The 18,352-nt window shown below is 72.1% G+C and carries 15 protein-coding genes; 6 read left to right on the top strand and 9 right to left on the bottom strand.

Going from position 1 to position 18,352, the window contains the following annotated elements; all coding sequences use genetic code 11:
• Positions 1-7: 7 nt before the first annotated feature.
• Together BM144_RS19380 and BM144_RS19375 are read left to right on the top strand one after the other, a co-directional pair.
• Positions 8-1,078: a zinc ribbon domain-containing protein gene (locus tag BM144_RS19380; RefSeq protein WP_092956248.1), complete on the top strand. Its 1,071-nt coding sequence runs from the start codon at positions 8-10 to the stop codon at positions 1,076-1,078.
• A gap of 140 nt (positions 1,079-1,218) precedes the next feature.
• Complete coding sequence (locus BM144_RS19375) at positions 1,219-2,097, top strand: glucose 1-dehydrogenase (protein WP_092956245.1); 879 nt, start codon at positions 1,219-1,221, stop codon at positions 2,095-2,097.
• Between the two features lie 21 nt (positions 2,098-2,118).
• Here BM144_RS19375 and BM144_RS19370 read toward each other — a convergent pair whose 3' ends face one another.
• Both BM144_RS19370 and tgt read right to left on the bottom strand, forming a co-directional pair.
• Positions 2,119-2,808, bottom strand: coding sequence for a glutathione S-transferase family protein (locus BM144_RS19370; protein WP_092956242.1), 690 nt, complete (start codon positions 2,806-2,808; stop codon positions 2,119-2,121).
• A gap of 67 nt (positions 2,809-2,875) precedes the next feature.
• Positions 2,876-4,048 carry a tRNA guanosine(34) transglycosylase Tgt gene (tgt, locus tag BM144_RS19365; protein ID WP_092956238.1) on the bottom strand — a complete coding sequence of 391 codons (1,173 nt, stop codon included), beginning with the start codon at positions 4,046-4,048 and terminating at the stop codon, positions 2,876-2,878.
• A 134-nt stretch (positions 4,049-4,182) separates the two neighbouring features.
• Here tgt and BM144_RS19360 point away from each other — a divergent pair, with 134 nt between their 5' ends.
• Positions 4,183-4,677, top strand: a complete 495-nt coding sequence (locus BM144_RS19360; protein ID WP_092956235.1) for a universal stress protein — start codon at positions 4,183-4,185, stop codon at positions 4,675-4,677.
• A 96-nt stretch (positions 4,678-4,773) separates the two neighbouring features.
• On the opposite strand, the gene BM144_RS19355 is transcribed toward BM144_RS19360, so the two are convergent.
• The 4 genes from BM144_RS19355 to BM144_RS19340 form a co-directional block, all read right to left on the bottom strand.
• Positions 4,774-5,172, bottom strand: a complete 399-nt coding sequence (locus BM144_RS19355; RefSeq protein ID WP_092956232.1) for a hypothetical protein — start codon at positions 5,170-5,172, stop codon at positions 4,774-4,776.
• Between the two features lie 360 nt (positions 5,173-5,532).
• The gene (locus BM144_RS19350; RefSeq protein ID WP_434802683.1) at positions 5,533-6,711 is read right to left on the bottom strand and encodes a phospholipase A; all 1,179 of its coding nucleotides are present in this window, start codon (positions 6,709-6,711) and stop codon (positions 5,533-5,535) included.
• Entirely contained in the window at positions 6,708-7,190 is a 483-nt protein-coding gene (locus BM144_RS19345) for a hypothetical protein (protein WP_245783738.1), read from the bottom strand. Before BM144_RS19345 ends, BM144_RS19350 begins: the two co-directional genes overlap by 4 nt.
• Positions 7,187-9,253: an ATP-dependent helicase gene (locus BM144_RS19340; protein WP_092956225.1), complete on the bottom strand. Its 2,067-nt coding sequence runs from the start codon at positions 9,251-9,253 to the stop codon at positions 7,187-7,189. Before BM144_RS19340 ends, BM144_RS19345 begins: the two co-directional genes overlap by 4 nt.
• Before the next feature lie 214 nt (positions 9,254-9,467).
• Here BM144_RS19340 and BM144_RS19335 point away from each other — a divergent pair, with 214 nt between their 5' ends.
• Entirely contained in the window at positions 9,468-10,436 is a 969-nt protein-coding gene (locus BM144_RS19335; RefSeq protein WP_092956222.1) for an AEC family transporter, read from the top strand.
• 16 nt (positions 10,437-10,452) lie between these two features.
• Here the strand turns inward: BM144_RS19335 and BM144_RS19330 are convergent, their stop codons facing one another.
• Positions 10,453-11,070 carry a hypothetical protein gene (locus BM144_RS19330; RefSeq protein ID WP_092956219.1) on the bottom strand — a complete coding sequence of 206 codons (618 nt, stop codon included), beginning with the start codon at positions 11,068-11,070 and terminating at the stop codon, positions 10,453-10,455.
• A 12-nt stretch (positions 11,071-11,082) separates the two neighbouring features.
• Positions 11,083-12,822, bottom strand: a complete 1,740-nt coding sequence (locus BM144_RS23230; RefSeq protein ID WP_175526080.1) for a hypothetical protein — start codon at positions 12,820-12,822, stop codon at positions 11,083-11,085.
• A gap of 339 nt (positions 12,823-13,161) precedes the next feature.
• Here BM144_RS23230 and BM144_RS19320 point away from each other — a divergent pair, with 339 nt between their 5' ends.
• Together BM144_RS19320 and xopF2 are read left to right on the top strand one after the other, a co-directional pair.
• Entirely contained in the window at positions 13,162-13,635 is a 474-nt protein-coding gene (locus tag BM144_RS19320; RefSeq protein ID WP_092956392.1) for a hypothetical protein, read from the top strand.
• On the top strand, positions 13,632-16,025 hold the full coding sequence (xopF2, locus tag BM144_RS19315) for a type III secretion system effector XopF2 (protein ID WP_092956216.1): 2,394 nt from the start codon (positions 13,632-13,634) through the stop codon (positions 16,023-16,025). The genes BM144_RS19320 and xopF2 overlap by 4 nt, the downstream gene beginning before the upstream one ends.
• A 116-nt stretch (positions 16,026-16,141) precedes the next feature.
• Here the strand turns inward: xopF2 and priA are convergent, their stop codons facing one another.
• The gene (priA, locus tag BM144_RS19310) at positions 16,142-18,277 is read right to left on the bottom strand and encodes a replication restart helicase PriA (RefSeq protein WP_092956390.1); all 2,136 of its coding nucleotides are present in this window, start codon (positions 18,275-18,277) and stop codon (positions 16,142-16,144) included.
• Positions 18,278-18,352: the final 75 nt, after the last annotated feature.

The following is an 18,352-nucleotide window of genomic DNA, read 5'->3' as shown; positions in this document are numbered from 1 at the left end:
GTCTGTGATGGCCAAATCCCTGCGCCTGTCCGAGAAGTGGTTCCGCCGCGGGCTGTGGCTCGTGTCGCTGGTGTTCGCGAGCTTCCTCATCGGCCTGGGCGGCACGCTGGTGGGCGACCTGCCCCGGGTGGAAGCGCCGCTGCAGCTCGACGACTTCCTCGACCGCCCGGCGGCCGAGGCCCTGCGCGCCGAGGTGCGCGCGGCCGGCACGGCCGAGGAGCAGGCGCAGGCCGCGCTGGAGCAGGCCCAGCTGCAGCGCAGCAAGGCGCGCAGCGAGAGCCAGGCCGCGAACGAGAGCTTCAACCACTGGATCGCCACGCGCAGCGCCACGCAGCAGGCCGAACACAACCCCGAGGTGGTGCAGCGCACCCAGGCGCTCGACGCGCTGAAGGTGCGCGAGCGCCAGACGCAGCAGGCGGTGGAGGCCCAGCAGCAGGCCGCGCTCGACGCCCGGCAGGCGGCCGCGGCCGCGCGCCAGCGCCTTGGCCAGCTCGAAGCCGCCGGCTACGAATCGATGCGCGCGGCGCAGCGCAAGGTCGAGATGCGCGTGTTCCTCTACCGCCTCGCGCTCACGCTGCCGCTGCTCGTGGTGGCCGGCTGGCTGTTCGCGAAGAAGCGCAAGAGCACCTGGTGGCCGTTCGTCTGGGGCTTCATCTTCTTCGCGCTGTTCGCGTTCTTCGTCGAACTCGTGCCCTACCTGCCGAGCTACGGCGGCTACGTGCGCTCCATCGTCGGCATCGTGGTCACCGTGCTGGTGGGGCGCTACGCCATCCTCGCGCTCAACCGCTACCTGGAGCGCCAGCGCCAGGCCGAGGCCCTGCCCGATGCCCAGCGCCGCGAAGAACTGAGCTACGACGTGGCCCTGGCCCGGCTCGACAAGGGCGTGTGCCCCGGCTGCGAGCGCCCGGTGGACCTGAAGAACACGGCCATCGACTTCTGCCCGCACTGCGGCATCGGCCTCTTCGACCGCTGCGGCGCCTGCAGCACCCGCAAGAGCGCCTTCGCGCGGTTCTGCCACGCGTGCGGCACCGCGGCGAAAGCCCCGGCCGCTTCCGGCGGGCCCGCGGCGAGCACTTGAACGGCAAGACGGTGGGCGGGCCGACAGGCGTGGGGGCGGTTTCTCCTACAAGCTCGGCGGGTTCCGGTTTTCGACACTGCAGGACGTGGCCCCCGCCTCCGGCGGCCGGCTCGACCGTCCATCGTCCACCAGGAGAAACCATGCCCCAGGATCCCCGCACCGCCGGCCCCCGGCCCCCGTTCACCGAGCAGCAGCCGCTGAAGCCCCCCGGTGCCGAAACCGACATGCATCCGCAGCCCGACTACGGGGCGGATTCGTACCGGGGCTCCGGCAAGCTGCAGGGGCGCCGCGCCGTCATCACGGGCGGCGACAGCGGCATCGGCCGCGCCGTGGCGCTGGCCTTCGCGCGCGAGGGGGCCGACGTGCTCATTGCCTACCTGCCCGAGGAGGAGGGCGATGCGCGCAAGACCCTCGGCATCGTCGAGGCGGAAGGCCGCCGCGCCGTCGGCGTGCCGGGCGACATCCGCGAGGAAGCCCACTGCAACGCCATCATCGAGCGCGCGGTGAAGGAGCTGGGCGGCATCGACATCCTGGTCAACAACGCGGCCTACCAGATGTCGCACGAGCGCATCGACGAGATCTCGGCCGAGGAATTCGACCGCACCTTCCGCACCAACGTCTATGCCACGTTCTTCCTCAGCAAGGCCGCGGCGCGGCACATGCCCGCGGGCAGCGCCATCATCAACACCGTCTCGGTGAATGCCGACAAGCCCAACAAGACGCTGCTGGCCTACGCCTCCACGAAGGGCGCGCTGCAGAACTTCACGGGCGGACTCGCGCAACTGCTGGCCGACCAGGGCATCCGCGTGAACTGCGTGGCGCCGGGGCCGGTCTGGACGCCGCTGATCCCCTCCACCCTGCCGATCGAGCGCGCACGCGAATTCGGCAAGCAGGTGCCGCTGCAGCGCCCGGGCCAGCCCGCCGAGGTGGCGCCGGCCTATGTGATGCTGGCCTCCGACCAGGCCAGCTTCATCTCGGGCGCCACGGTGGCGGTGACCGGCGGCGTGCCGATCCTCTGACGAAAGGGGGGAAGCGCCGGTTCAGGCGCCCATCACCACCGGCCCGCCCTGCGCGATCGCGCGCTGGTAGGCGGGCCGCGCGTTGACGCGGTCGCGCCAGGCGTGCACGGCGGTGAATTCGCCCGCACCGCTGGTGCGCGAGAGCGCGGCCTCCACCGCGAAGCTCATCTGGAAGTCGGCGATGCTGATCGCATCGCCCGCGAACCACGCGTTGCGCGAGAGGTGCTCTTCCATGAAGGCCAGGGCCGTGGCGAGGTTCGGGTCCACCAGCTTCTTCTGCGCCTTGCCGCAGATGGCGTATGCGATGGGCCGCACGAAGAACGGCATCGGCTGCGTGGGCAGGGTCTTGAAGACCAGCTTCATCACGAGCCAGTTCATGAGCGAGCCCTCGGCGTAGTGCATCCAGAAGCGGCACTGCCGGTGCTCCGGCGTGCCGGGCCGCGGCACGAGGTTCGCCAGCTCGCCCGGGGCGCCGGCACCGTAGCGCTCGGCGATGTGCTCGATGATCGCGCCGGACTCGGCGATCACCTCGCCGCCGTCCTCGATCACGGGCGATTTGCCCAGCGGGTGGATGCGCTTGAGCTCGGGCGGCGCGAGGCGCGTGCGCGGGTCGCGCGCATAGCGGCGGATGTCGTAGGCCACGCCCAGCTCTTCGAGGAGCCAGAGCACGCGCTGGGAGCGGGAGGTTTCGAGGTGGTGGACGGTCAGCATGGGCGCATCGTAGGCCCTGGCCGGCCCGCGGGGCGTAGGCCGGGGCCCGGCCCCGGTCGCCTGCGTGTCAGATCCCGCGCGCGCGGTCGGCCGCGAAACGCTGCCGGAATTCGCCGAAGCGGCCGGCGTCCAGCGCTTCGCGCACCTCGCGCATCAGGTTCAGGTAGTAATGCAGGTTGTGCACCGTGGTGAGCATCGGGCCCAGCATCTCGCCGCAGCGGTCGAGGTGGTGCAGGTAGGCGCGGCTGAAGCCGCCGCGCCCGCCGTCGGCCCAGGCCACGCCCTCGGTGCCCGCGCAGGCGTGGCAGGTGCAGGTGGGGTCCAGCGGCTGGTGGTCGGCCTTGTGGCGGGCGTTGCGGATCTTCAGGTCGCCGTGGCGCGTGAAGATCGTGCCGTTGCGGGCATTGCGCGTGGGCATCACGCAGTCGAACATGTCCACGCCCTCGGCCACGCCCTGCACCAGGTCTTCGGGCGTGCCCACGCCCATCAGGTAGCGCGGCTTGTGGGCCGGCAGGCGGTGGGGCGTGTGGGCCATGATGTCCAGCATCTCGTCCTTGGGCTCGCCCACGCTCACGCCGCCCACGGCATAGCCGGGGAAATCCATTTCCACGAGCCGCTCCAGTGATTCCTGGCGCAGGTGCTTGAACATGCCGCCCTGCACGATGCCGAACAGCGCATTGGGGTTCTCCAGCCGCCGGAACTCGTCCTGGCTGCGGCGCGCCCAGCGCAGGCTCATCTCCATCGACTTGCGCGCCTCGGCCTCGGTGGTCTTGTGGCCGTTGGTCTCGTAGGGCGTGCACTCGTCGAGCTGCATCACGATGTCGGAATTGAGCACCGTCTGGATCTGCATGCTCACCTCGGGCGACATGAAGAGCTTGTCGCCGTTGACCGGGCTGGCGAACTGCACGCCCTCCTCGGTGATCTTGCGCATCGCGCCGAGCGACCAGACCTGGAAGCCGCCCGAGTCGGTGAGGATGGGCTTGTCCCACTGCTCGAAGCCGTGCAGCCCGCCGAAGCTCTGCATCACGTCCAGGCCGGGGCGCATCCAGAGATGGAAGGTGTTGCCCAGGATGATCTGCGCGCCCATCTCGTGCAGGCTGCGGGGCATCACGCCCTTGACGGTGCCGTAGGTGCCCACGGGCATGAAGATGGGGGTTTGCACCACGCCGTGGTTGAGCGTGAGCGTGCCGCGCCGCGCGTGGCTGCCGGGGTCGGTCGCGAGAAGTTCGAATTGAAGCATGATCGGGCGATTGTCCCAGACGGCCCGCGCACGGACGGCCCTACACTGGTCCGCACCGCGGCGGATGCCCCGGTCGGCGCCCCTTTCCGCGCCCGGCCCGCCCAACGAAGAAAGCAAGAAAGGACTTCCCGAAGATGCTCAAGATCCTCGTCGCCGTCGATGGCTCCGATCTCTCGCTCGATGCCGTGCGCCACACGCTCGGGCTGGTGCGCCAGGGCCTCGCGGCCTCCGTGGTGCTCGCGCATGCGCAGGAGCCCGCCACGCTCTACGAGATGGTGGTCTCCCGCGACCCCGACCGCATCGCCGCCGCTAGCCTGGAGGCCGGCCTGCACCTGCTGGCGCCGGCCCGCGCGCTGGTCGATGCGGCCGGCATCCCCTGCGAAACCGAAGTGGGCGTGGGCGACGTGTCCCCGACGCTCGTGGACATCGCCGAGCGCACGCAGTGCGGCCTCATCGTGATCGGCGCGCGCGGGCAAGGCGCCATCGCCAGCGCGCTGCTGGGCTCGGTCTCGCAGGCCCTGGTGCAGGCCAGCCCCGTGCCCGTGACCATCGTGGAGCATTCCGACACGCTGGCGCCGGGCCAGGAACCCGACCTGCTGGGCGACGGCGCCGAGCCCGATCCGGTCTGAAGAAAGAAGGCCAGAGACGGCCCGCAGCCTGCGCATGGGCGCGGTGCCTGAACGGCGCGGTGCCTCAGCGTTCAGCGCCTCGGAGGGCGCCCCTCGCTATGCCGCCTTGCGGTACGGCCCCGACTGCGAGCCCGCGCTGCGCTGCAGCTTGCCGTGCGGCAGGCTCGCGAGGCGCGAGAACATGCGGCGGCAGTAGCCGGAAATCCAGAGGCACTTGTTCAGCTCTTCGACGGGCAGCGGGCCCGAAACGACCACGATGTCGTTGGCCGCCTGCAAGGCGCCCGCGGCCCGCAGGCGGCGGCGCGTGTTGTTGGCCCACGAGGTGATGCGCGTGGGCGTGCCGTGCTGGTGGACCTCGCCCGTGTGCTGGTCGAATGCGATGGCCACCGTATCGGTCTTGAGTTTGAAGCGGCGCTCGCCGGTGGCGGCGCTGGGGGCCTCGCGCATGTCGTACAGGTAGTACGCGCCGGCCTTGAGCTGATATTGCATGTCCATGGTGACGACCTCCGAGCGGGCATTGTCGAGCGGCCCCGTGCTCGGCGATGGCGCGTAAAACGGCGGAAAGACCGCTCTTTTCCACGCGGGGCAATGGGCCTGTGCGGCCTGCCGGGGCTGGGGATGCGGCGCCAGAGGGATGGAAACGGCCGCGCGTGCCATTGTGTCGGCGCAGCCTGGGGGCTTCAACCCGCCAGGGTGGTCAAAGGGTAACGGGATGTGATGGCGGCCGCGCGGCTGCGCGCGCCGCGCCGCCGGTGCTCCACACGGTGGGACTGCGCACGGCCGGGCCATCGCCCGCCCCAAGGCCGAAGGGCCGGGATGGCCCGGCCCTTCGGCGCCTGAAGCGATGGCAGCGCGTCAGAAGTCCACGAGGCTCAGGCCCACGCTCAGCACCGTGCGCTTGCGGTTGTAGTCGGTGATGGTGTCGCCGTAGCCGCTGAAGAGCGCGGTGTGGAAGCGCAGGTTGCTCTTGATGCCGCCCAGGTCCTTGCCCACGGCGCGCAGCCATTCCAGGCGCAGCGAGCCGCGTCCGGTCGAGGCGAACGAATTGCGGGCCGTCAGCGACAGGGTGTTGTCGCGGTCGTAGTTCCAGCCCACCTGCACTTCGCCGCGGCCCATGTAGTCGATGATGTCCGGGTTGTCGTCGCCGTCCGCGCCTTCCTTCATGCGCTTCCAGGCGCGTGCCGTCACGGTCCAGCGGTTGTCCAGCTCCATGCCGGTCATGAGGTACACGCGGTTCCAGCTGCGCGAGAGCGGCAGGTTCTGGCCATTGGACTGGTGTACCAGGCCGATGCCGCTGTAGCGCCAGCGCCAGCCGAAGGGCAGCTTGGCGTCGGTGGGGTAGACGTACATCACTTCCGGCTCGTGGTCGGTGGCGCGGAAGGGGCGCGAGATGTCGGGGCTGAAGAGCTGCCAGTACGACTGCTGCGTGTAGCCCACCCACACCGAATCCTTGAGCGTCGGGTGGCCCTGCGTGAGCAGCCCCTGCGCGATCTTGGTGCGCACCGAGAGCTGGATGCGGTTCTCGGTGGTGCGGTAGTTCACGGCCGACGCCGCGGTGTGGTCGGGTGCCGGCGACGTGGGCTGGCGGTTCACCGTGTCGGAGGTCACGACCGAGATCGAGATGGGCCGGTAGCCGCGGAAGCGGAAGGTGCCGCAGTCGCTGCCCGATTCGAGTTCCCAGAAGCGCGACAGCGTGCTGTACTGGTCGTCGCGGCACCCCTCGACCTGGGCCACGTCGATGACGCGCGTGGCGGGCAGCGTGGTGTCCACGGGCGTGGTCGGCGCATTGCTGCTGGCCGGCGCGGCCCCGGCGGCCGATGCCGAGGCGGATGGCGATTGCCACACCTGCTGGCCGGCCCACTGGTCGAAGCAGGCGAGGCGTGCCTCGCTGCTGCCGAGCGCGGTGCAGCGCCGCCAGGCCTCGCCCGCGGCTGCGGCGGGAGCGCCGGCCGGCGGTGCGTTCTGGGCGAAGGCGGCGCCTGCCGGCGCGCAGAGCGCCAGGGCCAGCGCGCCCATGCGGACGGGCGCCCTCATGGTGAGCCGGCCTGCTTGCGCAGCACGAAGGGAAGGGGTCGGTTGTCTTGAGCGTGTGTCCATGTTCCGCGGATCTCCTTGCCGCAACTGCCGTCCACCACCCGGCCGATCCAGGTGGCACTGATGTTCTTGCCGTTTTCCGACTCCTCCAGCGTGAGGTCGCCGTCGTCCACGTCGCCGGCCGCCTGGGCCGTGGTGCCGCCGCGTTCCACCGTGCCCCGCACGCTCTGTGCCAGCTCGGGGTGCGGCCGCAGCGCAATGCGCGCGGCGGCGCCGCCCTGCACCTCGGCGGTCCAGGTGCCGATGAGCTGGCGGTGCGTGGTGTCCTCCGCGCCGGGGCAGCCCGCGGTGGAGGCCGTGCGCGCGGACGGTGCGGCGGCCCGCGGGGGCACGGGAGCGCAGGCCGCGCAGGCGAGGGCCGCGAGGGTGCAGGCGATGGCGAGGCGCGACGGCGCCGGACCGGTGGGGGGCATCTTCATGGGGTGGCGGGGGTCTGCGCCCGGCGCGCGGCGAATTCTGCGCGCAGGGCCTTGAGCTTCTCGCGCGGGTCTTCGCGCGCGGTGTTCTTGTCCAGGCCCATCTCGGCGATGAAGCGGCTGGGCTGCACGGCCACCATCTCGCGGCCCTTCTTGCGGCGCTTGGTCCAGCTCACCGCCAGGCTGCGCTGGGCACGCGTGATGCCCACGTACATGAGGCGGCGCTCCTCCTGCAGGCGCTGCAGGGTGTCGTCGCTCACCTTCTGCTGGCGGCCGCCGTCGTCATCGAGCTTGAAGGGCAGCATGCCCTCGGTCACGCCCACGAGCACCACGTGCGGCCATTCGAGGCCCTTGGACGCGTGCAGCGTGGAGAGCGTGACCACGTCCTGGTCCTTCTCGCGCTCGCTGATGGTGGACAGCAGCGCGATGGTCTGCGCCACTTCCAGCAGGCTCTTGGTCTCCTTGGCGACCACGGCGCCGGCCGCGTCCTCGATCTGCCCGCCCGCGCGCTGGGCCATCCAGTCGCAGAACTCCAGCACGTTGCTCCAGCGGGCGGCGGCGACGGTCTCGCTCTCCTCGCCCTCGTAGAGGTGCTGCTCGTAGCCGATCTCCTTGAGCCAGTCGGTCAGGAACGTGCGCGAATCCTCCGCGCCGTGCGTGTGCCGGGCGCGGTATTCCAGGTCGTTGATCGCGCGGCCGAACTCCATGAGGCCGTCCAGCCCGCGCTTGGGGATCGCCGCGGGCAGCATGCCGTTGAAAAGCGCGCCGAACATGCTGAGCTTGTGCTTGCTGGAGAACTCGCCCAGCGCGCCCAGCGTCGTGTGGCCGATGCCGCGCTTGGGGCTGGTGATGGCGCGCAGGAAAGCCGGATCGTCGTCGTTGTTGATCCACAGGCGGAACCAGGCGCACAGGTCCTTGATTTCCGCGCGGTCGAAGAAGCTCGTGCCGCCCGAGACTTTGTAGGGCACGTTGGCGCGGCGCAGTGCTTTCTCGAACGGCTTGGCCTGGTGGTTGGCGCGGTAGAGCAGGGCGAAGCTCTTCCAGGCGGGCGGCGGATTGGCCGCGGCGCGCAGGCTCTGGATGCGGGCCACGGCGCGCTCGGCCTCGTGCTCCTCGTTGTCGCAATCGACCACGCGCACGGGCTCGCCCTCGCCGAGTTCGGAGAACAGCGTCTTCGGGAAGAGCTTGGGGTTGGGCTGGATGACGTTGTTGGCCGCCCGCAGGATGGCGGAGGTGGAGCGGTAGTTCTGCTCCAGCTTGATCACCTTGAGCTGGGGAAAGTCCACCGGCAGCTTCTTCAGGTTGTCCAGCGTGGCGCCGCGCCAGCCGTAGATCGACTGGTCGTCGTCGCCCACGGCCGTGAAGCGGGCCCGCTCGCCGACCAGCAGCTTGAGCAGCTCGTACTGCGTGGCGTTGGTGTCCTGGTATTCGTCCACCAGCACGTGGCCCAGCGCCTGCTGCCACTTGGCGCGCACTTCGGGGAAGTCGCGCAGCAGGCGCAGCGGCATGCCGATGAGGTCGTCGAAATCCACGCTCTGGTAGGCGGTGAGGCGTTCCTCGTAGCGCTGCATGATGACGGCGATGCTGCGCTCGTTGTCGTCCCGCGCCTGGGCTAGCGCGGCGGCGCTGTCCAGGCCCGCGTTCTTCCAGTTGCTGATGGTCCACTGCCACTGGCGCGCGGTCGCGACATCGGTGGTGCCGCCGGCGGCATCCTTGATGATGCCGGTCACGTCGTCGGCATCGAGGATGCTGAACTGGGGCTTGAGGCCCAGCACGTGGCCGTCTTCCCGCACCATGCGCACGCCCAGGGCGTGGAAGGTGCACACGAGCACCTCCTTCGCCGCGCGGCCGATGAGGCCCTGCGCGCGTTCGCGCATTTCGGCGGCGGCCTTGTTCGTGAAGGTGATGGCGGCGATGCGGCGGGGCTCCAGCCCCAGCTCGATCAGGCGGCCGATCTTGTGCGTGATCACCCGCGTCTTGCCCGAGCCCGCGCCCGCCAGCACGAGGCACGGCCCCTCGGTGTAGTGGACGGCCTGGAGCTGGGCGAGATTGAGACCGGCGGACATGCGGGCAGGGGCGGCGGGCGGGCGAACGGACGGGAGGGCTGGGCGACGGAAGGCTCCGGGCGGCTGGAGAGCGCCGGCCCGGGAAGCGGGTGCCGATGATAACGGGGCGGTCCGGAACCGGGGTTCCCGCGGGCGGCGGCGCGGGCCCCGACGCGGCAGCGTCCTACAGGCCCCGGAGCGCGGGCCCGCCCCGGGCGCGCTGCGAGAATGCCGCGTGCTTTCCGTCCTGGCCATCACCTTCCCCTTCTTCGCGCTCGTGCTGTGCGGCTACCTCGCCACGCGCGCCGGCCTGCTGCCGCTCGCGGCGATCCCCGGGCTCAACGCCTTCGTGCTGTTCTTCGCGCTGCCGTGCATGCTGTTCCGCTTCGGTGCGCGCACGCCCATCGCCGAGCTGCTGGACCCGGCCGCGGCGGGCGTGTACCTCGCCAGCGGGCTGCTGCTGGTGGCCGCCGCCGTGGCCCTCACGCGCCGCCGCCTGGGGTGGAACGACGCGGCCTTCGGCGCGCTGGTGACGGCGTTCCCGAACACCGGCTTCATGGGCGTCCCGCTGCTGGTGGCGCTGCTGGGGCCGGCCGCGGCGGGCCCGGTGATCCTCACGATGCTGCTGGACATGGTGGTGACCACGGCGGTCTGCGTGGGTCTGTCCCGCCTGGATGCCGGCGGCGGCGCGCCGGGCTCCGAGGGCGCGCGGGCGGCGCTGGGCCGGGCGCTGCGCGGCATGGCGGCCAACCCCATGCCCTGGTCGATCGCGCTGGGCGCGCTCGCGTCGGCGCTGCGGTGGTCCCTGCCGGGCCCGCTGGACCGCACCGTGGGCCTGCTGGCGGATGCAGCGGCGCCCGTGGCGCTGTTCACCATCGGCGGCGTGCTGGCGCGCGCCGGCATGGCGCGGCATCCGCAGGAGGCCCTGCGCCCGCGCGACGGCGTGGGCGCGGCGCTCGCCAAGCTGGTGGTGCACCCGCTGCTGGTCTGGGCGCTGGGCACGGCGGCCGTCGCGCTGGGCATGCCGCTGTCCGGGCCGGCGCTCACGGCGCTGGTGCTGGCCGCGGCCCTGCCGAGCGCGAGCAACGTGTCGCTGCTGGCGGAGCGCTTCGGCGCCCACACCGGGCGCATCGCCCGCGTGATCCTGGTGTCTACGGCGCTGGCCTTCCTGAGCTTCTCCGCTGCCGTGGCGCTCTGGGCCTGAAGAGCCCCGGAGCGCGTCAGGCCACGGGCAGCACCGGCCGGCCCGCGAGGGCGCCGTCGATGGCCCGCAGCGTGGCGGCCTTCATGCCGCCCGGCGGGTTCCAGGGGACGGCGGCGGCATTCTGGTGCGCGCCGAGCCAGCGCCAGCCCGCGTGGCCGAAGCGGCTGGCGGCGATCTCGATCCGCATGCCCTCCGGAATCCTGCGGGCGTCCACGGCCTGCTGCACGCGGGCCTGCAGTTCACCGGCCCACGCGAAGACCTCGGCGATCTCCGCGCGCGCGGGCTCCGGCTCGGTATAGGCCCCGCCCCAGGGCAACTGGATGAAGAGCGCGATCCCCGGGGCGACCCGGTAGAAGTGCACCGCCCAGCTGTTGGTGCCGTGCCCGTCGAAGCCGACCAGGGCGTATTCGGGCAGGTCCGGGCGGGCCTCGGCCTCGGCCAGAAAGGCGCCCAGGCCATAGGGCGAAGCCTCCACGGGCCGGGTGGCGAACCAGGCCGGCCCCTGGGGGCGCAGCGATGCGGCCAGGGGGGCGGGCAGGGGCGGGAAGGGCAGGTGTTCGCCGTCGAACAGGGCCTGGGCGGTGGGGGCTGCGTCACCGGCCGGAGCGGGCGCGTGGGGGATGGCATTCGTCATCGGAGATCTTTCTCACCAGGTTTCGTGGTTCGGAGCCGCGGCGTCCTCGCGGGCCTGGGCCTGCTGCTGGCGTGCCTGCGCCTGTCCGGCCTGCCTGTGCTGTGCTTTGGCCAGCGCACTGCCCACATAGCTGTTCTCCCGGGTCATCAGTTGCTGGATGTCGGCGCGTCCCCAGTCTGCGGGGTCGATGACCCGGCCGGAAGCCTCCAGACGGGCGATGTGGTCCTTGACGCCCTGGTGGCGCTGGATCGCCGCATCGATCTCGGCCGGGTTGAGCTTGTCCTTCAGCATCGCGTGGATGTCCTGCGGCGTGAGTGCGTCGATGGCGCCCGCCATGCGGACATCGACCACCGGCGGCAGGTTGGTGCCGCGCAGCACCCAGGTCATGGGGTCGGCCTCGACCGGCCGGATGCCGGCGGGGTCGGTGATGTCCTTGCCGAAGCATTGGTCGTTGTCGATGCCCGCGATTTTGGCCCGGCCGCCCGCGCCGATGTGGATGAAGTAGTTGTGGCCGTGGCGATCGCCCTGCCCCGTGAGGTGGTCGAGCAGTTGCAGCTTGGTCAACTCCTCGCACACGTCGGCCCTGCGGAACACCTGTGGAGGGGTACGGGCTGCAGGCCGGCCCTGGGCGCGTTCCATCATCAGGCCGACGTCGGGGTCCAGGGGGCCGCGCCCGGTATCGATCACCGCCAGGCGCGTGTCCACCACCACGTGCAGGCCCAGCTTTCGCGCATAGGCCACCGTCGCGATGTTGCGCATGGCGGTCTGCGGGTCGTTTTTGGGGATGCCGCTGACATAGGCGACGCAGCCGGTCTCGCGGGTGTTGAGCGGTTTGAAGATGCCGTCGATCTCGGAGCCACCCGCGTTGCGGAGCTTCATTCCGTAGACCTTGTTGAAAGTGCCGCTGCCCGCCTGCACGGGTTTGTCGATCACGTCCTTGTCCGTGAAGAGGGGCTGGGTGCCGGGGGTGACTTTCAGGTTCAGCCGCTGGTAGAGCTGCTCGACGGCCACCTGGTCGAGCGTGTCCAGCAGCAGTTTCCGGTCTGTCTCCAGGGTGCCGCTCGCCAGGCTGCCTTCCAGCGCGGCCATGCGGATCGTATCGACCGCCATCAGCGGGGGAACACGGCCCGTGCGGGTCAGGGACGATACGTCGGCATGCACCAGGGCCTTGAAGTCCTCTTTGCGGCGCCCTTCCATGGGTTGCGGCTTACCCTGCAGCCGCGCCCGCCACCGGTCCGAAACCGTGGTGGGCTGCTGCCTGCCGGCGCGCTCCTTCAACCGCTTCATGACCTTGCCGCCCTCGGGCAAGCTTGCATACATCTGCCGGGCTTCGTCCTGCAGCCGTTCCCGGGCCAGCAGGGTGCGCAGTGTGGTGCGGGGCGGCTTCGGCGGGGCGGTGGCGGTGCCGGGCGATCCCTGGAGGCTGGCGTCCGCCGGCAGCGACCTTGCATGGCTCGGCAACGAGGACGTGATCTGGCTGTGCCCGGCGGCGGACCGCGACGCCGAGGATGCGGGCGCCTGGAGGGCCTGTGAATCGCCGGGCTGCGGGGGCGGGGGCAGGGCATTGCGCGGCGCGGACGTCTGCCCGCCCGCACTGCTGCGGGGGCGGTTCGGCGTGGCGGGCAGCCCGGCGGGGGTGCCCGGCGCCGTGCGGGAGCGCGGCGCCGGGCGGGACAGCGCGGTGTCCCCGGAGGGGCTCCGCGTTGCCGGTGCGGGTTGTCGAGCGGTCCGAAGGGAGGTGTCCCGCAACATGGTGTTCTGCTTTCTCCGTGGGTCCTGGCGGCGGACAGGAGCCTTCTGGCCGGGTTGCCGCTCCGGTGACTCTGCTGGCACCGCCCGGTCGGCTGCCGCATCGGCGCGAAGCGCTGCGCGGGCATGCGAAACCCGCCGCTTGGCGCCGGCCCGCCGGGCCCGCACCGTGGCGGGCGTTATGGCCCGGATAACGCCTGTGCATGCCGCAGAGCGGGCCGGCTTCGCCTGCCCGGCAACGGCTTCGCGGTGGTCACGGGACCGTCACATCGCGGTTCGACAGTGGCCGGGTCTGCCGCGGTTGCGCGGCTTCCCAATGTGTCGCCCCAGGAAATCCACACCATGCCCATCCCTTCTTCCGCATCCCCTGCGCTGAAAGGCGCCGATCCGGCGCGTGCATTCCTCTCGCAGATCGGCATCCACCTCGGCATCCCTCCGCAGACCCTGGCGGCCGTGGAGGCCGGCGAGCCCTTCATGGGCCCTTCGGGCCTGCTGTGCCGCATCCACGCGCGGGCCGCCGAGGCCGGCTGGCACGCCTACCCCGAAGTGGTGCTGCCGATGGCCGCCGCCGAACTGGGCGGCCTGGACGTGCTGCGCCTGCTGGGCGTGCAGGAGCAGTTGCTGGGCGAGGAAGGCTGGCACCTGGGCCTGATGGAGGGCGGCGAGCTGCTGTCCCTGCGGCCCCTGCAGGCCAGTGCCGACGCCGCGCAGGTGGCGGCCGACATGGACCGCGGCCACGTGCTCGGGCGCGCCGCGCTGGAGGTGCTGGCGGGCGAGCCTTTGGCGGCCGATGGCGGCCCGGGAGACGCAGCATGATCGGCAGCCCCAGCCGCGCCCTGCTGCAGGGTGTTCCGGAGCGGTCGGACAGCTCGCTCGACGATCGGCAGACGCAGCGCGCGCGGACCGCGCGCACGCCTTCGTCGCGTTCGCTGCCGGCGCCGCCGCAGGAGCTGCAGGAGCTGGGCACCGGCCCGCGCAGCGCCTCGGCGCGGATGGACGCCACCGCGTCGCAGCGGCGCACGGGCCTGCCGCCGTCGGGGCTGGGGACCGGGTCGGGGCGGGTGCCCGGGTCCCAGCCGATCCCGGTGCCGGTATCGGTATCGGTGCCGGAGAGCGGCCAGGACATCGCCTCCGATGTCGGCGCCTCTTCCTCGCGCAACACCTTCTATTCCACCTTCCGGGAAATGGACGAACTGAGCGATTTCGGCGATTCGATGCGCCTGGATGTCTCCGGCGGCACGCACGAGCGCCAGCCCAGCATCGACGAGCTGTCGCGCAGCCATTCGGCGTCGTCCATGGACCTCGACACGGTGGAGCCGCGCGGCGTGGGCCGCGAAGAGGAGGCCCAGCGCCGCGATACGCCGGGGGCCGTCACCATCGAGGCGCTGCGCGCGCAGGTTGCGGACTACCTCGCCACGCTGCGGCCGGCCGGGCCGGTGCCGGTCCCGCCCGGGCAGCAGGAAATGGCGCCGCTGGTCGCGGATGAGCGGGTGCGGCCCGAACAGCAGGCGCAGATGGAAGCCGAATACGTCGCGTGGGCCGCGGACCGGCTCATGGAGCGGCACAAGGCCTACGGCAGCCAGGGCGGCTTCCGCATGCGCGAGGACATGGAGGCCGTGGGCGTGTCGCGCGCCTCGGTGGCCATCGCCTACGAAAGCCTCAAGGGCTTCATGACCTCGGCCACGCGCACGCCCTCCGGCGGCGCGATCTCGACCCTGCGCGACAACGAGGACGGGCCCACCGCGGCCAAGCTCTGGCCGGCGGTGTTCGGCGGGCTGACGGCCGGGCCCGTCAATTACCTGGTCGAATCCATCGTCATACCGGCCATGGACCGGCGCTCCCGCGTGGCGAACCTGCCCGTCTTCAAGGCGGTGGACCCGAAGGTGCTGGAGCCCGAGCCCGCGCCCGTGCAGCTGGAGGTGGTGAACGGCACCAAGCGCTTCTGGCGGCCCATCCGGGATTCGGAGGTAGGGCACATCGCCACGACGGGCAGCGTGGACCGGCCCACGCGCAATGCGCTGCGCGGTACCGTCTACAACGACCGCAAGCGCCTGGAAACGCGCCAGAAGGTGATGGATGGCAAGGCCGAGGCCGCGCTGCTCAAGCCGGTGCTCACGGCCAGCGCGAATGCGTTCCGGCGCTGGGCCAGCACCGCCGCCGCGCTCGCCTCGCCGCTCAAGGTGCTGGGCTGGGGCGCGGTGGCCTCGGGCGGCGCCTCGGCCGTGAACAAGGCCGTGCTGGACACGACCAAGGCGCTGCAGGGCACGGGCCAGGTGGTCGTGCCCGACCTGGTGGGCGGCACGCAGCGCCTCAACCTGTTCCGGCTGGCGCTGCCCGACGAAGCGCAGCCGCCGCTGCAGTGGAAGGATGCGCGCCGCCTGCCGGGCTTCGCCTGGAACGTGGCCCAGGAAGCCGTGCCGCTGCTGGCCGAGGCGTTCCGTTCCGGTTCGGGCTTCCTGCACGCCTCGCGCGATTTCGTCGTGCGCAGCGTGGGGGGCAACGTGGTGATCGGCGCGGTGGCCTCCGCGGCGGGGCTGCAGTTCGCCTCGTCCGTGCGGGGAAACTACGGCGTGCCCGGCAGCGACGAATCGAACCGGTCCGTCGGCAGCGTGGTGCAGCAGGCCGGCCAGAGCTTCTTCAGCGAGCTGGGCTGGAGTGGCTGGAAGGCGCTGATGGGCGACATCAGCGGCGAACTGGCCTCGCGGCTGGACGACCGGCGCGACCGCAAGCAGGAGCGGCTGTGGAGCGAGGCGCGCGGCGAGATGCGCGCGCTGGACACCGACCTGGAGCAGGCGATGAGCGCCTCCATGCGCCACTTCGCTCCCCTGGCCACACCGGCCGCCGTGCCCGCCGGTGCCGGCACCGATGGCGCACTGCGCGACATGGAAGAGGGGCGCGCGGGGAGCGCACTGCACGACCCCGCCGCGCAGGCCGGCGTGCGGACGCTGGTGGAGCAGGCCCGGCAACGCCTCGCGGCGCTGGTGACGGCAAGCCCCCAGGGCATCATCGACCACGGCGAGGTGGCCGCAGCCGCCCGCACGCTGCGCGCCCTCACCCGGCACAGTGAGCAGGCACTGGCGCTCGAAGGCGCGAACCTGGCGCACCTTCAGCAGATCCTCGGCCGGCTGGACAAGGTGGAACGCATCCTCGAACAGCGCGAGTCGCTGGTCGAATGGCGCCAGGGCCGCAGCCTGCATGCCGCCTGAGTCCGGTGGCCATGGTTTGCTATTGAATATGTAGCAAACTATTCAATGAAAACGGCGGCATGGTGGCAAAAACGCTTCGGAACTGTCCGGGGCGGCCCCAGCGCGCTGCGCGCGCGTCAGATGGCGAGCGGGTCCACGTCCACGAGCCAGCGCACGAGTCCGCGGTGCGCCGGGTCCGCGCGGCAGGCATGCAGCAGCGGCTGCCAGGCCGCAAGGAAGCGCTGCAGCGCCGCGCGGCTGGGGCTTTCCAGCAGCATCTGCGCGCGCTCTACGTTGGCCACGCGCTGGATGGCGAGCGGCACGGGCGGGAACAGCGTCACGTGCTCCAGCCCGGGCAGGGCGGCCTCGCGCGCGGCTGCCGAGCACGCGCCCAGGAAGGCCTGCGCCACCTCCTGCGTGCGCGCGTCGGCCCGCACCAGCGCCTGGAACGCGAAGGGCGGCATGGCGGCCTCGGCACGCTCGGCGAGCTGGCGCGCGGCGAAGGCCGGGTAGTCGTGCCGGCGCAGCGCGGCGTAGACGGCATGGTCGGCATGGAAGGTCTGCACCCACATCTCGCAGGGGCTGCCCTGCGCGGCCACGTAGCCCGCGTCGCGCCCGGCGCGGCCCGCGGCCTGCATGAGCAGCGCGAAGAGCCGCTCGGGCGCGCGGAAATCGCTGGAGAACAGCGCGCCGTCGGGCTGCACGGCGGCCACCAGCGTGATGCGCCGGAAGTCGTGCCCCTTGGCCACCATCTGCGTGCCCACCAGCACGTCCACCTCGCCCGCATGCACCTGGGCCAGTTGCTCTTCGAGCGCGCCCTTGGCCCGCGTGGTGTCGGCATCGATGCGGGCCACGCGCGCGGCGCGGCGCTCCGGCGTGATGACGTTGCGCAGCAGTTGCGCGAGCTGCTCCTCGAGCTGCTCGGTGCCGCGGCCGATCGGCGCGATGTCCGGGTTGCCGCAGCCCGGGCAGGCATACGGCACGCGCTGCGCGAAGCCGCAGTGGTGGCAGCGCAGCGAGCGGTCGATCTTGTGGAACACCTGGTGGGCGCTGCAGTGCGGGCAGTCGCTCTTCCAGCCGCATTCGGTGCAGTGCAGCACGGGCGCGAAGCCGCGCCGGTTGAGCAGCACCAGGCACTGCTCGCCGCGCTCCACGCGCTCCGTGATGGCCGCGACCAGCGGCGGCGAGAACACCGCGCCGCGCGGCTGCTGGGACATGTCCACCAGCCGCACGCGCGGCAGCGCGCCCGCGCCGATGCGGCTGGGCATGTGCAGCCGCAGGTAGCGGCCGCCGGGGTCGCCGCCCTCGGGCGGTCGGCTCGCGTGCCAGCTCTCCAGCGACGGCGTGGCCGAGCCGAGGATCACCTTCGCGCCCTGCTCGCGCCCGCGCCAGATGGCGAGGTCCCGCGCCGAGTAGCGCGCGCCCTCCTGCTGCTTGTAGCTCGCGTCGTGCTCCTCGTCCACGACGATGAGCGCCAGCCCCGGCAGGCTTGCGAACACCGCCATGCGCGTGCCCAGCACGATGCGCGCCTGGCCCGCGTGGGCCGCGAGCCAGCTCTTGAGCCGCTGCGGATTCGTCATGCCGCTGTGCAGCGAGACCACGCTGTCCGCCCCGTAGAGCGGCGCGAAGCGCGCGAGGAAGCGCGCCTCCAGCTGCGGCGTGAGGTTGATCTCCGGCACCATCACCAGCACCTGCGCGCCGGGGCGCGCGGCCAGCGCCTGCTGCACGCTGCGCAGGTACACCTCGGTCTTGCCGCTGCCGGTGCTGCCGTAGAGCAGGAAGGGCCCGGGCTCCGCGGCGATGCGTTCGGTGGCCGCGCGCTGCTCGTCGCTCAGCGCGAACGCGTCGGGCGCATAGCTGGCGGCGGCCTCGCCCACGGCGGTGGCCGGCGCGCGCTTGAGCCGCCGGGCCAGCTGTGCGGGACTCAGGTCGCGCAGTTGCGGCGGCAGCGCGGCCAGCGCCACCTCGCCCAGCGCCCGCTGGTAGTAGCGCGCCGCGAAGGCCACGAGCCGGCGCCAGGCCGGATCCAGCGGCGCGAGCCCGTCCAGCACCCCGGCGACGGGCCGCACGGCGGCCCCGGCCGGCAGCGGCGCGGCATCGGCCGGCGTGTCCCACACGACGCCCAGCACCTCGCGGGCGCCCAGCGGCACGCGCACCAGCGTGCCGGGCGCCAGCGGCACGGCGCTCTCGTAGCTGAGCAGATCGCCCACGGCGCTGTGCGCGGGCGTCTGCACGGCCACCGATACCCGGGCGGCCGCGCCTGCGGAAGGCAGGCCGGCCGGGTCGGTGGCGGGGACGGAGGAAGCGTGGGAAGGGGCGGGCACGGTCGATGGCGGGGGCAGGGTGCG

This window comes from Paracidovorax konjaci (assembly GCF_900112675.1).
Classification (GTDB): domain Bacteria; phylum Pseudomonadota; class Gammaproteobacteria; order Burkholderiales; family Burkholderiaceae_C; genus Paracidovorax; species Paracidovorax konjaci.
The sequence above is the reverse complement of the archived record's forward strand: the minus strand, read 5'-3'. Positions and strand labels throughout refer to the sequence as shown.